General features: G+C 44.6%; 6 protein-coding genes. All 6 read left to right on the top strand.

Translation table 11 applies throughout. The features are described from left to right. The first annotated feature begins 925 nt into the window (after positions 1–925). The 6 genes from FN809_RS01330 (at position 926) to FN809_RS01305 (ending at position 14829) form a co-directional block, all read left to right on the top strand. Positions 926–4240 (top strand): S41 family peptidase, encoded by a 3315-nt coding sequence (locus FN809_RS01330; protein WP_142531677.1) that lies wholly within the window; start codon positions 926–928, stop codon positions 4238–4240. Positions 4241–4763: 523 nt separating this feature from the next. Beyond that, positions 4764–6467 (top strand): hypothetical protein, encoded by a 1704-nt coding sequence (locus tag FN809_RS01325; protein WP_142531676.1) that lies wholly within the window; start codon positions 4764–4766, stop codon positions 6465–6467. A gap of 88 nt (positions 6468–6555) precedes the next feature. Next, positions 6556–11325, top strand: a complete 4770-nt coding sequence (locus tag FN809_RS01320; protein ID WP_142531675.1) for a hypothetical protein — start codon at positions 6556–6558, stop codon at positions 11323–11325. Positions 11326–11528: 203 nt separating this feature from the next. After that, positions 11529–13628, top strand: a complete 2100-nt coding sequence (locus FN809_RS01315) for a fibronectin type III domain-containing protein (protein WP_142531674.1) — start codon at positions 11529–11531, stop codon at positions 13626–13628. A 178-nt stretch (positions 13629–13806) separates the two neighbouring features. Next, on the top strand, positions 13807–14385 hold the full coding sequence (locus FN809_RS01310) for a LemA family protein (RefSeq protein WP_142531673.1): 579 nt from the start codon (positions 13807–13809) through the stop codon (positions 14383–14385). A gap of 12 nt (positions 14386–14397) precedes the next feature. Further along, the gene (locus FN809_RS01305; protein WP_142531672.1) at positions 14398–14829 is read left to right on the top strand and encodes a TPM domain-containing protein; all 432 of its coding nucleotides are present in this window, start codon (positions 14398–14400) and stop codon (positions 14827–14829) included. Positions 14830–14842 lie beyond the last annotated feature (13 nt).

The following is a 14842-nucleotide window of genomic DNA, read 5'->3' as shown; positions in this document are numbered from 1 at the left end:
GATAGGATGTTACGAAAACAATCTTACATTGACCTAACACCAGTATCAGATACAAATATCTTATTTATTATATCTATTGTCAAGTGGGCTCGGGAAATACATTCGCCATCAATCATATAGCTTGATAGCATAGGATAAAGTTTAAACACTAAGCACCCTGGTTTCCTGCAGTAAAAAAAAGCTTTATGCTAATGCCTACACATCCCCCAAGAGGTGCCTTACTGTATACCTGATGGCTACAAGGTAGGAACACGACAAAAAAAACCGCATAGGCGCAACTCTTATGCCAGTGCTTCCACGCGCCCACTTCTGGTTTTAACGCTTGCAAAGTTGCCTCCGGACGGATGGCACATAACGCTCGCAGAAACACCACGGTTCTACTTATTGAAAATACTATATTCCTCTCACCCCGGAAAACCTGCTCCAAAGAATCACGAACCAGACAATGACATAAATGATACTACCGCTGCTGTCGTCGAAGAGGATTTTTTAGTCCGGAGGTACGCTGTGTTATCCGAAAAACATCAACTATTTTTTCACATTAGTTAAAGGTACCCCGGTGCACCTTGCACAAATACCGGGCTTGCCGTTCATGGCTAATGTTTTTAGCTTTGTTGTATTTAAAAAAAACGTCGGTTTGAATAGCACCTGGTATCCATCCAAAATTATAAAATAAGAAAAGTAAATTACCCCTTACCATAAAACTAAAGACCCACTTCATAGGCTTATGAGATGCGTTGTGCATAACTCTCAAGGCAGTGGCCATAGTTCTGTTTTAAGAACCTTAATTTATTTACCCCCCACTTTTAATAACATTCGGCATCCTTTCACAATTATTTTCCAAAATATTTTTTTAACTTGAAGCACCTTTCATAAATACAACTTTTTATCATCCTATTATTACTTCTAAAAACTCTTTCCTGGTATGAAAAAACTCATTTTATTATGCATAGTACTCACAGGTTCGCTGGGTGCTTCAAGTCAAATTAGCGCCAAGCTGATGCGTTATATGGATGTTTCGGACACACAGATAACCTTTGTGTACGGTGGGGATATTTGGCTGGTTGCCAAAGATGGTGGCACAGCCATGCAAATAACCCACTCCCCCGGCGAAGAATCATGGCCCAGATTTTCGCCCGACGGCAAGGAGATTGCTTACACGGCCAACTATAACGGCAATGCCGATGTGTATGTGATACCTGTTACGGGTGGCGTTCCGGTACGTGTTACCTATAATACCTATTCGGACCGAATGATAGACTGGCATCCGGATGGCCAACGATTGCTTTTTGCTTCGGGGCGTAATAGCGGTATCGGTCGCCTCAAAAAATTCTTTATGGTAGATAAAAACGGCGGATTACCACTGGAACTCAATATCCCCTATGGCGAGTTGGCTTCTTTCTCGCCCGATGGCAGCAAGCTGACTTATATCACCAAGATCACCGAAAACTATCCATTTAAAAGATACCGTGGCGGATTGACCTCCGACATTATTATTTACGATTTTAATACCAATGAAACACAACGTGTAACCACCCATGAGGCCAACGACGGCAAACCGGCATGGGTGGGCGACAAAGTTTTTTTTCTGTCGGATCGCGACACCAACATGCGCTTAAACATTTGGGAATATGACACCCAAACCGAAGCCATAACGCAGGTAACGGATTTTGATGATTTCGACATTTCGTTCCTGTCGGGGCATGATGATGAACTCGTTTTTGAAAAAGGAGGCGAGCTATTTGTGATGAGCACCCCATCGCAGGTTGCCACACAAATAAATGTAAATGTAGTGAGCGACTTGTCTGCCGAAATACCCCGGCTAAAAAATGTAGGTAAAGAAATCCGCAACGCATCGGCTTCGCCCGGTGGCAAGCGCATCGCCTTTGAGGCACGGGGCGAACTTTTTAACGTGCCGGTTAAAGAAGGGTTTACTTTGAATATAACCCAATCGAGCGATGCCTTCGATCAAAACCCAGCCTGGTCACCCGATGGTAAAAAAATTGCCTACTGGAGCGACCGCTCCGGCGAGTACGAAATATGGTTGCAGGACAGCCAAAAACAAAGCCCACCCACACAACTGACCAATCGGGGCAAAGGCTTCGGATATACAATTCACTGGTCACCCGACAGCAAAAAAATAGCCTTTATGGACGAAACCAACACCATTGCTATTATCGATGTGGCCAATGGCCAACTAACCATGGCCGGTAAAAGCGAATGGAACATCGGGCACTGGAACAGATACGGATTTTCCTTATCGTGGTCGCCCGATTCCAAGTGGTTGGCCTACAGCTTAGGGCAGGAAAACGCGAACGGAGCCATCACCGTATTTGATATCGAAAACAAGCAGGAACACCAAATTACGAGTGGTTTTTACGACGACTCGGATCCCGTTTTCGCCACTGATGGTAAATATCTATTTTACCTGACCAACAGAAATATGAATGCAGCCTATTCCTCGCTGGGCGACGGCACCTGGATATATCCCAACTCTACACAAATAGCCGCCATCGCTTTAAAACAGGATACCCCTGCCCTATTGGCCGCCAAAAACGATACGGTAGAAATTAAGGCAGATAAAAAGGGCGACGATAAAAAGAATGAGGATACCAGCAAAAAAAAGAAGAAAGGAATAAAAGAAAAAGACGAGGACAATGGAGATAAAAAGGATAAGGGCATTAAAGTGGAAATAGATTTGATCAACACCGAAGCACGACTTGAAATACTCCCCCCTAAAGCGGGTAACATTGGCGGCATAGCGGCTTTTGACGGTAAAGTGGTTTATTTGCGGCGCCCCAATACCGGCTCCAACGACAAGGAAAATACCTTGTACCTTTTCGACCTTAAAAAAAAGGAAGAGAAAAAGATTATCGATAATGTAAGTGGAGTTAGTATCACCGCCGATGGCAAAGCCTTGCTGGTAAGAGCCAAAGGCAAGTATGGTATCGTAAAACCCGAACCCGGGCAAAAGATAGACAAGCCCATCCCCACCTCCGATATGACCATGAACTGGGTGCCCAAAGAAGAATGGAAACAGATTTTTACCGACACTTGGCGCCGCCATCGCGACTTTTTTTACGATCCTAATATGCATGGTGTAGATTGGGATGCGCTGCGTATCCGCTATGGCCGTTTGGTTGAAGATGCCCGCACACGCTCCGACATCAACAGTCTGCAGGCCAGCTTAGTGGCCGAACTTAGCGCCGGACACACCTATGCCGGTGGCGGCGACATGGAAAGAGCACCCTCCCTGGGTGGCGGCTTTCTGGGCATCGACTGGGAACAGGAAGGTAATTTATTTAAAATAAAACGCATCGTGAAACCGGCTGCCTGGGATACCCAAACCCGTTCTCCCTTTGATAAACCGGGCGTCAAAGCCAAGGTGGGCGATTATATTCATTCTGTTAATGGGATTAGTTTAAAGGCAGCTATAGACCCCGCCGCATCTTTTGAAGGGCTGGCCGGAAAAACAGTGCTGCTCAAGATATCCTCTACGGGCAAAGCCAAGGATGCCAGGGATATAATCGTAAAATGCCTTACCGGTGGCGAAGAGCGAAACCTGCGTTACCTGGAATGGATAGAAAACAACCGCATGATGGTGGACAAACTATCCGACGGTCAACTGGGCTATGTGTACATGTCGAACACATCAAGCCAGGGACAGATGGAACTGGTGCGCATGTATTACGGACAACTGGACAAAAAGGGGTTTATTATCGACGAGCGTTTTAATGGCGGCGGACAGTTGGCCGACCGTTTTATGGAGCTGTTACAGCGTCCGGTAAACTGTCATCTGCACTGGCGCCATGGCAAAGACCACCGCAGTCCCGTTAAAACCAACACAGGCCCCATGGGCATGCTCATCAACGGCTGGGCCGGATCAGGCGGCGACGGACTGCCCTGGGCTTTTAAGACATTAAAGGCCGGTCCTATCGTAGGTGAGCGCACCTTAGGCATATTGGTAGGTCCGGCTACAGGTCACCGTCTCATTGACGGGGGTTCCATAACCGTTCCCGGAGCAAGGCTCTACGATAATGCCGGCCATTGGTTTTGGGAAGGCGAAGGCGTGCGACCCGACTTTAAAGTGTGGGACGATCCCAACATCCTGATGCAAGGCCGCGACCCGCAAATGGAAAAAGTGGTGGAGGAAGTCATGAAAGAAGTTAAAGAGAACAAGCACTTGATTACCCCCGCCCCACCTTTGGAAGACAGGACTTCAAAGGGGCTACAGAAATAGGAGTTATCGGGTGGCAATTGGCGGATGGCTTCCCGCCTGATTAAACTTTAGGCAACGGGATGGCGTGCGAAGCGTGATCCCGATGCCTTTTATTTATATCACTTCGGGGGCGCTTCGCCCCGGATGGCTGGTGACGCTGAATAATTTCTCCTCAGGGCATGACTATAATTTTACCTTTGGCAAATTAAAAATACAAAATCATACCGATGATGATTCAAAACGATTATTAGCGTACGATCTTAACGAAAAACAACATGCCTTTAATGTTCATACGCAGTTTTCAAAAGCCGGAAAATATAATAATTGCATTCTGAATCCATATCGGTATTTACATTTTGAAACGTCATGCCCTTATTTTTTTTAAAATATCTGTCATTTTAACTCCCAAGACAGAACAGTAGTCTCATCAAAAGAATTTAATCTTTACTCAAGAAAAACATGGTACTAATGTTAAAAAATGTATGTTTAGGATATTAATATCTTAAAATACGTTTTTAAAAATCTCATCACACACGAGAACTTTATGACCAGGTTAAAAATCACATTGTACAGCTCCTTAGTACTTAGCTTAAATACTTTTATCGTAAAATCACAGTCGCCGCCTCTTGTAGATTTCACGGGCCAGATAGGTTTGTCTTATGATGCTTACGGTTATTCCGAAGAGAATTATCCCGGTTTCAGACCCAGATACCCTGACAATCTGTTGCGTTTCTCGGCACATGCTACCCTTAGCGCGGGTAAGTATTTCAGTATGCCTTTGGGTATTGATATTACCAATCAAAAAAGCAGTTACTATTTACCAACACTGCCCGAAGAACGTTTTATCGATTATATTCAAAATCCAAGAAATAACATTAGCCTTAACCCTACCTATAAGTGGGCCAAAGCATTTTTGGGCACACAAACCCCATCGTACTCACCATTGACTACCGGCGATATCCCAGTTTTCGGCTTGGGCATAGAGTTAACCCCGGGTTCTTTCCTGTTTTCCCTAAATTACGGAAAATCTCAAATCGGCATTACGCCTTCGCCCTTTGAAAATATTGCCGGCGCATACGAGCAATGGCTGTTGGCATCGCGTATTGGTGTGGGTAAAGAGGACGGGACTAAATTTGTGATGCAGTTCGTAAAGTTGACAGACGAGGTAAATTCTATTAGTGCCAATCCCAACCAACTGCAAGCTCAGGAAGCTATCACCATAGCACCGCTGTTACAAATACGCCTTTCAAAACAATGGCTTTTCTCCACCGAATTGGCTACATCGGTTTACACCGAAGATGTTTTAGGGCCGGGCAACGCGTCGGATAACGAAATTATTTCGTTGGCAGAAAACTTAATTACCATTAACGGCACTTCACATGCCGACATTTCTAACATTAGCGCATTGGAGTGGAAAACAGATGCTGCTTCCATTACCGGCGAAGTTCGTTATGTGGGAGCAGGTTTTCAGTCCGTCGGCTATCGCACAACAGAGCGGGATTTGATTGACTACAATCTAAAAACAAATTTCAAATTATTTAAAAACAAGGTAATTTTTACCGGCTCCACGGGAGTACGAACCAATAATTTGGAGAATACCACATTGGAATCAACCAACCGGTTTATTGCCAATATTAACCTCTACACCCAACTATCAAAAGTCGTTTCTGTTAACACCAGTTATTCCAACTTCGGATTTAAAAACAACGTAATTTTTGATACTTTAAAAGTGGAGATGATACAAAATATGTTCTCCATAGCACCTTCCCTTCAGTTCGACAGAAAAAGTGTCAATCATATTGTCACCACCAGTGGTTCGTTCCAGTTTTTTGACGAGTATAATATGTTCGATGGAAAAACAGTATCCACGGTTTCCAAGACCTTGAACATGGGATACAATCTGATATTTAAAGATTTTCCGCTTTCCACAGGTGTCATGGGCTTATTGCTCGACAACGAAACACCCCAAAGTCAGTTAAACCTGTATAACATTGGCATGAATGCCCGTTATAGGCTCTTGGATAAAAAGCTAAGCCCCTCCATTATGCTTGCCTACTCCGGCATTAAAAGAAACGACGAAACCCCGGACAAGCGGACACGCCTTACGTTAAAAACAAATTATAAGCTCACAAAAAAACTCAATTTTCGCTTGTCGTACAGATGGAGCCATTACAAATACGGTTCTGCGCGCCCTGATGCAAAGACCAATGAACACAGGTTGCAATTTTCAGTAGCGCAAAGATTTTAATATTACAGAGCAGCACATTGAAAATGAAAAAAACTCACTTTTACCTCCCCACAGCAATAGATAATAACATTAATATAAACTTAGTTTTATGAAAGTTTTACAAACCCTACTGTTTATTACAATGGCAAGCATGTTTGGCATGGCTAACGCACAAGTACAAATCACGCTAAATGTTGATGCTAACCCAAACCCAAAAATATCGGAATGGATGGATCGTTCTGAATTGGCAATCCTGACCGTTACCAATGGAGAGCAAAAACTGGAAGGATTGGAATATAAGATAAAAGTTAAAATTTTTGCCGACAATAATCTTGTGGCAGAAACCAATACAAATAAAGTAAGCCCCAGAGAACTCTCCATAGGTTCTGATATTTTTATGGCGGAAGAGGTAGTACCATTTGATGCCGTAAGCATGTATGGCAACACTTCTACCACAGTTACCAAAACAGGAATGCTCCCTGCCGGTGTTTATTCATTTTGTGTGTCATTGGTCGATATGAACAATAAAATAATATCCACCCCAGAGGAGGTTTGTCGTCCGATGATTATCACTGCCTATCAAATGCCGGAATTGATTTTTCCACAAAACAACGCTGAGCTAAACTCAGCCCTACTGCAAGGAACGCAATTTGTATGGACCCCCCTTACCCCGAATCCCCCGGCGGATATGGGTGTAAAATATATAGTTGCCATTTCGGAAGTTTTGCCACACCAAACACCATCACAAGCATTGTTGGTAAACCATCCATTGGTGGAGGAAGAAGTGACCGGCATGACCAGAATGACATGGCCTGTAGATATAGACCTACCCGATGACAGCACAAAATATGTATGGTCGGTAAAAGCGCTTACCATGGACGACGATGCCTATCATGCCGAAAACGCAGGCTTTTCATCCGCATCTGCTTTTATTGTTAAACCGCAAAATCCGCCTGCCCTCGGAGAAGCAGGAGGAGAAGGGGGTGATGATGGAACCCCTGCACCAACACCAGGCCCTCTTGCTGTAAACGATGTGTTTTTTGCCGGAGAAAATGGCGAATTCGAAGTCGCCGTAACCGAAGTTACCACCAATAATAATAACAAGCATACGGGTAAGGGCAACGTGTTTGTGCAGTGGCTCAACGCCCGGGTCGAAGTGGCTTTTGACACCATAGTTGTGGATGTAAACAGAGTTCTCACCCAAGGGAAAATAATAGCTGCCATACATGACCAGGCACCTGAATATCCGCAGGAATGGGCTTTAGAGGCTGCAGCAAATTTAAATTTCACCAATCAGATAGCCGGAGATGTGATAAGTTGGGTAGAAAACACAACAAATCAAACTATTCCTTTCAATAATTTAACGGAATATACTACCCCGGTTAAAATACCATTGGGTGTTGTACTTCCGAACGGAAACGAATTTGCCATCAATGAAATGATATTTCTGCCTGCAAAATCAGAATTCAACATGATAGCCGCCAAAACGATCCCTCCTTCCTGGGGCACTACCCGATTAGGTTTTAGAGCAAAAAACATAAGGTTTCATCCCACGCAAATTGAAATGCCGCCGGGCCGTATTGAACTGGTGGAAGATATTGCCATCGGAAATAGCAACAACGATATGGTATTTGTTTTTAAAAAGCCGGACACCAATCATCTGGGCTGTTTTATCGAATGGGACGAGGACGGATTCTCGGAATATGGGATAGAGCTCGAAACACTATTTACCCGCGATTGGTTGATTCCGTCGCCGGATGATGACCCGACAAAAAAAGTAGCAGCCAGTGTCTCGGCCAACGGAACCGATTGGGACGATTTGATTTTGGGCGGTACCTTGCAGAAAGCGGAGATTGTGGGCTCAGGAGGTTTAACCATTTTGGCCGACAGCATATATTACGACTTTTCGGATGTGATGAATGCGCCGGCAATGACTTTTCCGGCAAACTATCCAGGCGATATGACCGAGACGTTCAGGGGCTTTTTTATGAAAGCACTTGAAGTTGAGATGCCGGATGCATGGCAGACACATGCAGGCGGAAAACCCAAGATGGGTGTATACGATATGATTATCGACAACATGGGGGTTACCTTAAAGGCAGAAGCCACCAGTATAGTGCAATTCCCCAACGCCAATGTCGCCGACCTGGTTGCCAGCATAGACACGGTGCATGTGGATATTATTGCCAACTCGCTTGTGGAAGCCGGTGCCAAAGGACAAGTGGGGCTGCCACTCACCAAAAAAGACTCCATTCAAAACCCCCTGGAATATGTGGCGCTTTTCAACAACCCGCAAACACCCGGCCAACCCACCAATTTCCAGTTTACGGTAACCCCAACGGGACCTATAAATGCACATATCCTAAAAGGAGAAATGGAGCTGGAAGAAACATCCAACATCGTCGCCTATGTCGATAATACCCAAAAAACATTCGATATTAATCTGGATGGAAATTTTGCCTGGAACAGTGTCAAACTGGGTCCCATTAAAGAAGTGGATTTCGGTTTAGATTTTCAAGGCTTAGGCATGACCTACGACTCGACCAATGGTACGCCATTTGGATTTAACATCGGAACATGGGGATTTGCCAGCCCACAAAAAAGATTGGCCAACTTTCCCGTAACCATTGACGAGATAGACTTTAAAATGCTCACTCCCGGCCCCGGACAGCTCCTAAAAGGAAGGGTTGGTTTAGATGTGGTATTTAATCTCACTTCCGATATAGGCGGAATGTCTGGCCTGGGCGTGGAATTTGCTATTAAGGACAATACTTCGGGACAAAAATTCTATCCCGAATATCTGCGCGCATCCATTGACTCCATCGCTGTAAATGCCAATCTTGCAGCAGTTGATATAAAGGGGGCAGTGGGCTTTCGGAATGACGACCCGGTGTTCGGCAATGGATTTATAGGCACCCTAAATGCAGAGTTCAAAGCCATAGGCATTAAAGTGGGCGCATTGGCCGAATTTGGCAACACCGCCTATCTAAATAACAACCAGCTCTACAGATATTGGCGTGTAGAAGCCGAAGTGGGCCTTCCTGCACCCGGAGTTGTGTTTATGCCCGGAATGGCATTCAGAGGATTCGGCGGTGGTGCTTTCTATAATATGACGGCATCCTTATCCGGAACTACCTATAGCTTTACACCGAAAAAGTCGGCACTGGGCTTTAGAGCCATGGCCACTTTGGCTACCACGCCCAAGGAAGATGGATTTAACACCGACGTAGGTTTGCTGGGCGAGTTTTCTACCAGCGGCGGATTAACCTATATTGGTTTCACGGGCGACTTTTGGGTAGGTGCCAACCTAACTTCTGCTTCGCGCAATAAGGCCAAGGTGGACGGTAACCTGTCCGCTTCGTACAATTTCCCCGACAGGCATTTCAACTTCTCTACCAATGTAAATGTAAATGCACCGCCCATCACTACACCATCGGCAGTAAATATGGTGTTGGATATAGATGGCAAAAACAACCAATGGTACTTTAAGTTTGGCGAACCCCAAAACTTAAATACAGTAAGAGTATTTGGTATTAACCTATACGAATACCTGATGTTTGGGAATCACATTCCAACCCCCAATGGTTTTACCCCCTCGTTCCGCAATAATTATCACGGTGCATTAGGGCATTATCCGGGTGGCGTGGGCAGCGGCGGCGTAGGTGCAGCAACAAAAACCGGGTCGGGCTTTGCGCTGGGAATAGGATTTAAGTTTAACAAAAACGACTTGAAACACCTTACAGGAAATTACTACCTGGGCTATGGCTTAGGCGCCGGAGCCGAATTACATTTGGCTTTTATGAACTACAGCGGCAGTTGCGATGGCTACAACCCTATCGGAATTAATGGCTGGAGAGCCAGTGGTGGCCTGGGCTTTTATGGTTATGCCGGCGCAAGGGTAGAGCGCATAGGCGGAAAACTGAAGGACAAAACCTGGCACATCGCATCGCTTGCTGCAGGTGCATGGATTTATGGCGAATTTCCCAACCCATATTATGCTGCAGGTGCGGTATCGGGGCATGCCAAAATTGCTAAGGTTATTAATGTTAGTTTCCACAAACAATTTGAGGTGGGTGCACAATGTTCAAATGCCTCCGTAGGACCCGGCGCACCGGTTGTTCCCGGCGACGTAGCTGCCGACCAGCAGGAAAAGCTTATCCAGTATGTTAAGCCGGGCGCACAGTACAACTATCCCGTAGAAGAACCTTTGGCCGTTAAATACGGACTCATTCCGGATGAGGTTTTTGATGTTTCGGAACAACAAGCCGATGGGACTGTTTTGAATCGCACCTTTAAAATGACAGTCGAACGTTCGTTGCAAGTTAAGGATGAAAACGGAAATTGGAATACCTTGCAGGTTTCAAACGTTCAAAACAATTTGGGTGAATACCTCTACATCAAATATAACATAACAGAACATTCGCAGTCGGCAATGAATTTTGCGCCAAACACACCGTTATCCGGAAGCAATTCAGGAGGGACTCCTCCTGCGAGCAACGGAATGGTGTTTCAAAGCATGACCATGCCGGGGATGAATATGGGAATTGCAGGGGCAGGTAAAAATAACGGCAACAGTACCGGAGCCAACACAGGCCAAGCTCTATCTCCAAATTTTCAAATGCAACTTCCGTATCCCGTGGTTAGCCCACCCCCGTCGTATGGCGATCTGCCACCCACATCTCCTCCGCCGCTGAATGATTTAGAGGAAGATAAAGATTATAAATTTGTTGTTACCGCAACGCTTAAAGAGTATAAAAATGGAAGCTGGACTAATGCACTAAAAAGGGACTTAACACCTGTAACGGAAACTATACAGAAAAACTTCCGTACCGGTGAAATGGAAGCGGTAAGTGCAGCTCCCGTTATGTTCAGTATGTAATGCCGTGGTATTAAATACATAGATTTGTAAAGAAACACCAGAAATATCCGACCCATCCGGGTAGTAATTTCTACCGATGGGTCGGGAACAAAAAATAAAATTTATACCTATGAAACCGGCATGGCCGGAGCAAATAATTAGGCCACACAGGAGGATGATTATAAATTGCACTGGTTATCAAGGTTTTGCTAATTTTTAAACTTATGAAAAATAAAATAATATATCTCACATCCGTTCTTGTCGCTTTGTTCGTCTTCTCCCCTCAAGCAATGGCCCAAAACGATGAGTTTACCTCTACCATAAAAACCAGGGGACGATTCGTTGAAGACAAAGGCATAGAGCTAAGATTTTTCCCGGATAGACGTGCTATACTTAACACAGGACTAAAAACCGGGTTTATAATAGAAAGAGCGGACGGTAACAACAATAATTTCATAGAGATTGCACGTTTGCAACCTTTCACAGATGAACAGTGGGAAAATGCCATTGATGCCGCCGAAGGAAATCCTGAAACACAGGACTATCTAGATTTGGCCTGGAATTTCTTAAAGTCGGCAACTACCCCTTCGGGCGGCTCATTTAATTTTAGCTCAGGAATAAGCGACATGCGCACGCAGCGGGCAAACGAAGATTTTGAATATGCCGTTTTTGTGTTATCTGCCATTCGCGAGGCCAAGGTTGCAGAGGCCTTGGCGCTCAGCTTTATAGATTCGGATATAAGCAAAGGCGAAACGTACACCTACCGTGTTAAAACAATAGGCTCACACCCGCTTTATTCTGTAATACCCGAACCCTACACCCTTAAAGCCATTGCCAACGATAAAGCTTATAAAAATGAGGTGTATGTATATGAAGGCGACACGGAGCTTAATTTTGTATGGGAAGAAACCGAAGATTTAACCGGCTATTTTGTTGAACGAAAAGCTCCGGGCGAAAATAGTTTTACACCTTTAAATGAGGCACCCCTTTACAATATAAGCGATAAAGTGAGCGACGACATGGTAAGGGGAAGTTATCAGGATGATAGTTTAACGAATTATCAGCTTTACGCGTACCGTTTTTATGCAAACAACTTGTATGGCGAAAAATTACTGGTAGCGGAAGTGGAAGCCATGCCGCGCGACAGAACCCCGCCGGGACAGCCTTTTTTGGAGAAACCTGAACACACTGCTCCCCGCGAGGTGGAAGTTAAATGGCAGATGAATGATGTTGCCCCCGACCTAATGGGCTTTGCCGTAGGTCGTTCGGATAAGCCCGAAGGAAATTTCACCCTGCTACAAAACGAGCTGTTGCCAGCCTCCACCCGTTCCTTTGTCGATACTTCGTTTGTGGTGGGCGCCCGGAATTATTATGTGGTTCAAGCCGTTGATACCGCCTTTAATGTAAGCTCTTCTCTGCCGGTAGCCGTTACTTTAATCGATACGGTACCGCCCATTCAACCTATCATAGAATCCGCTCTCATTGATTCACTGGGCGTGGTAACACTAAACATGACACAAAATCCCGAAAAGGATTTAATGGGCTATCGCTTATTCAGGGCCAACGATCCTGAACATGAATTCTCTGTTATTAGCGAGGGTTTTCTGGAAGTGGATTCAATGGATAACCCGGTGCAGCTTATTTATACCGACACAGTTACCTTAAATTCATTGACACCATCCATTTTTTACAGGGTGAAAGCACTTGACTTTAATTATAATCAATCCGACTTTTCCGACATTATGAAGGTGGAGCGTCCGGATACCATCCCCCCCACTACGCCGGTTTTTAAACGATTGGTTAATAGTACAAATCAAATAGAACTGCATTTTGCTTTGAGCGCCAGTAAAGATGTGGCAGCACATCAGCTATACCGAAAAGAGTCGATGGATGCGCCATGGGTGGTTTATGCCAACCTGGAAACGACACAAAAAACTTTTATCGATCGAGAAGCTGAACAAGGGGTTACTTATTACTACTCCCTGCGAGCGTTAGACAATAGCGGCCTTTATTCTGATTATGCCCACCCCGTTTTTGGCAAGGCTTATGACGATGGCGTTCGGGATACGGTAACGAACCTGACGCTGAGTGAGGAAGACGGAAACATTACATTAACTTGGGATTACGCAAATCTTGACGACGATACTTTTTTTGTGGTGTTTAAGGCGGGTGAAAAAGGGAGATTGCGTGGTTATAAACGAACAAATGAACTAAGCTTTTCCGACCGCATTGGTAATGAGGAATCCGTTACCTACGCCATAAGAACACACACGAACGACGGTGGGCAATCGAAGCTGAGCGAAACGGTTTCTTTTGAACCATAAAAACTATCGGCATTTATCATCAATATGATACGGGCTGCCTCTTATGAAGCAGCCCGTAATCGTTTAATCATATCAAAAATCCATTTCACTCTTCTTATTAAACTTTAATACCTGATTAAATATCGGCTGTCCTCTAAAATTTGTACTTTTGCACCAATTATTTAACAACGATTTTACTATGAAGACAATAAGATTTATTTTAATAGCTCTTTTGGCTATTCCTTTTTTTAGCAGTTGCGGCTACAATACCATGGTTGAGAAGCGGGAGGCTGTAGATGCGCAATGGGCACAGGTAGAAAACGTTTATCAGCGTCGTGCCGATCTTATCCCCAACCTGGTGAATACAGTTAAGGGATACGCCTCTCACGAACAAGAGACGTTGGAAGGCGTTATCGAAGCGCGCAGCAAAGCCACCGGTGTAAATATAAATGCCGATAATATGACCGAGGCTTCCATGAAGCAATTTCAACAAGCCCAACAAGGCCTCTCCTCTGCCCTATCGCGACTTATGGTGGTAGTAGAGCGCTACCCCGATTTAAAGGCCAACCAAAATTTTCTGGAGCTTCAATCGCAATTGGAGGGAACAGAAAACCGTATTACAGTGGAACGGATGAAGTTTAACGAAACAACCCGTGGTTACAATACCTATATTGCCAAGTTTCCGAAAAACCTTATTGCCAAGATGTTCTCATTTGATAAGAAACCATACTTTGAAGCGGCTGCGGGAGCAGCTGAAGTACCCAAAGTCGAATTCTAAAAGTAGAAAACTATGTCAGATATCATTGATAAAAGCGATCGCCAGCGTTTGGTAGCGGCCATCCAGAAAGCCGAAAAGAACACTTCGGGAGAAATCCGTATACATATTGAAAATACCTGTCCTGAAGAGTTGATGGACAGGGCAGCTTTTTTGTTTGAAAAACTTAAAATGCATAAAACCGAACTACGGAATGGTGTACTCTTCTATTTGGCTATGAAGGATAGGGTATTTGCTGTTTTGGGCGATGCCGGAATCAACAGTAAAGTTCCTGAGGGTTTTTGGGACAATATAAAGGCGGAGATGACTACGCTGTTTAAAAATGACGATCCCATTGGCGCCATTGAAACAGGTGTACTGATGGCAGGTGAGCAGTTACAATCACATTTTCCCTATCAATCGGATGATGTGAATGAATTGTCGGATGAAATTTCTTTTGGAAAGTAAAAAAAATGAAGTT

The organism is Saccharicrinis carchari (genome assembly GCF_900182605.1).
In the GTDB taxonomy this organism is placed as follows: Bacteria; Bacteroidota; Bacteroidia; order Bacteroidales; family Marinilabiliaceae; genus Saccharicrinis; species Saccharicrinis carchari.
This window is presented reverse-complemented; position numbering and strand designations above follow the sequence as displayed.

What these genes read in the sequence shown, in the direction of transcription:
- FN809_RS01330 (WP_142531677.1), top strand. Translation starts at nt 926, where the DNA reads ATGAAAAAACTCATTTTATTATGCATAGTACTCACAGGTTCGCTGGGT.
- FN809_RS01325 (WP_142531676.1), top strand. Translation starts at nt 4,764, where the DNA reads ATGACCAGGTTAAAAATCACATTGTACAGCTCCTTAGTACTTAGCTTA.
- FN809_RS01305 (WP_142531672.1), top strand. Translation starts at nt 14,398, where the DNA reads ATGTCAGATATCATTGATAAAAGCGATCGCCAGCGTTTGGTAGCGGCC.
- FN809_RS01320 (WP_142531675.1), top strand. Translation starts at nt 6,556, where the DNA reads ATGAAAGTTTTACAAACCCTACTGTTTATTACAATGGCAAGCATGTTT.
- FN809_RS01315 (WP_142531674.1), top strand. Translation starts at nt 11,529, where the DNA reads ATGAAAAATAAAATAATATATCTCACATCCGTTCTTGTCGCTTTGTTC.
- FN809_RS01310 (WP_142531673.1), top strand. Translation starts at nt 13,807, where the DNA reads ATGAAGACAATAAGATTTATTTTAATAGCTCTTTTGGCTATTCCTTTT.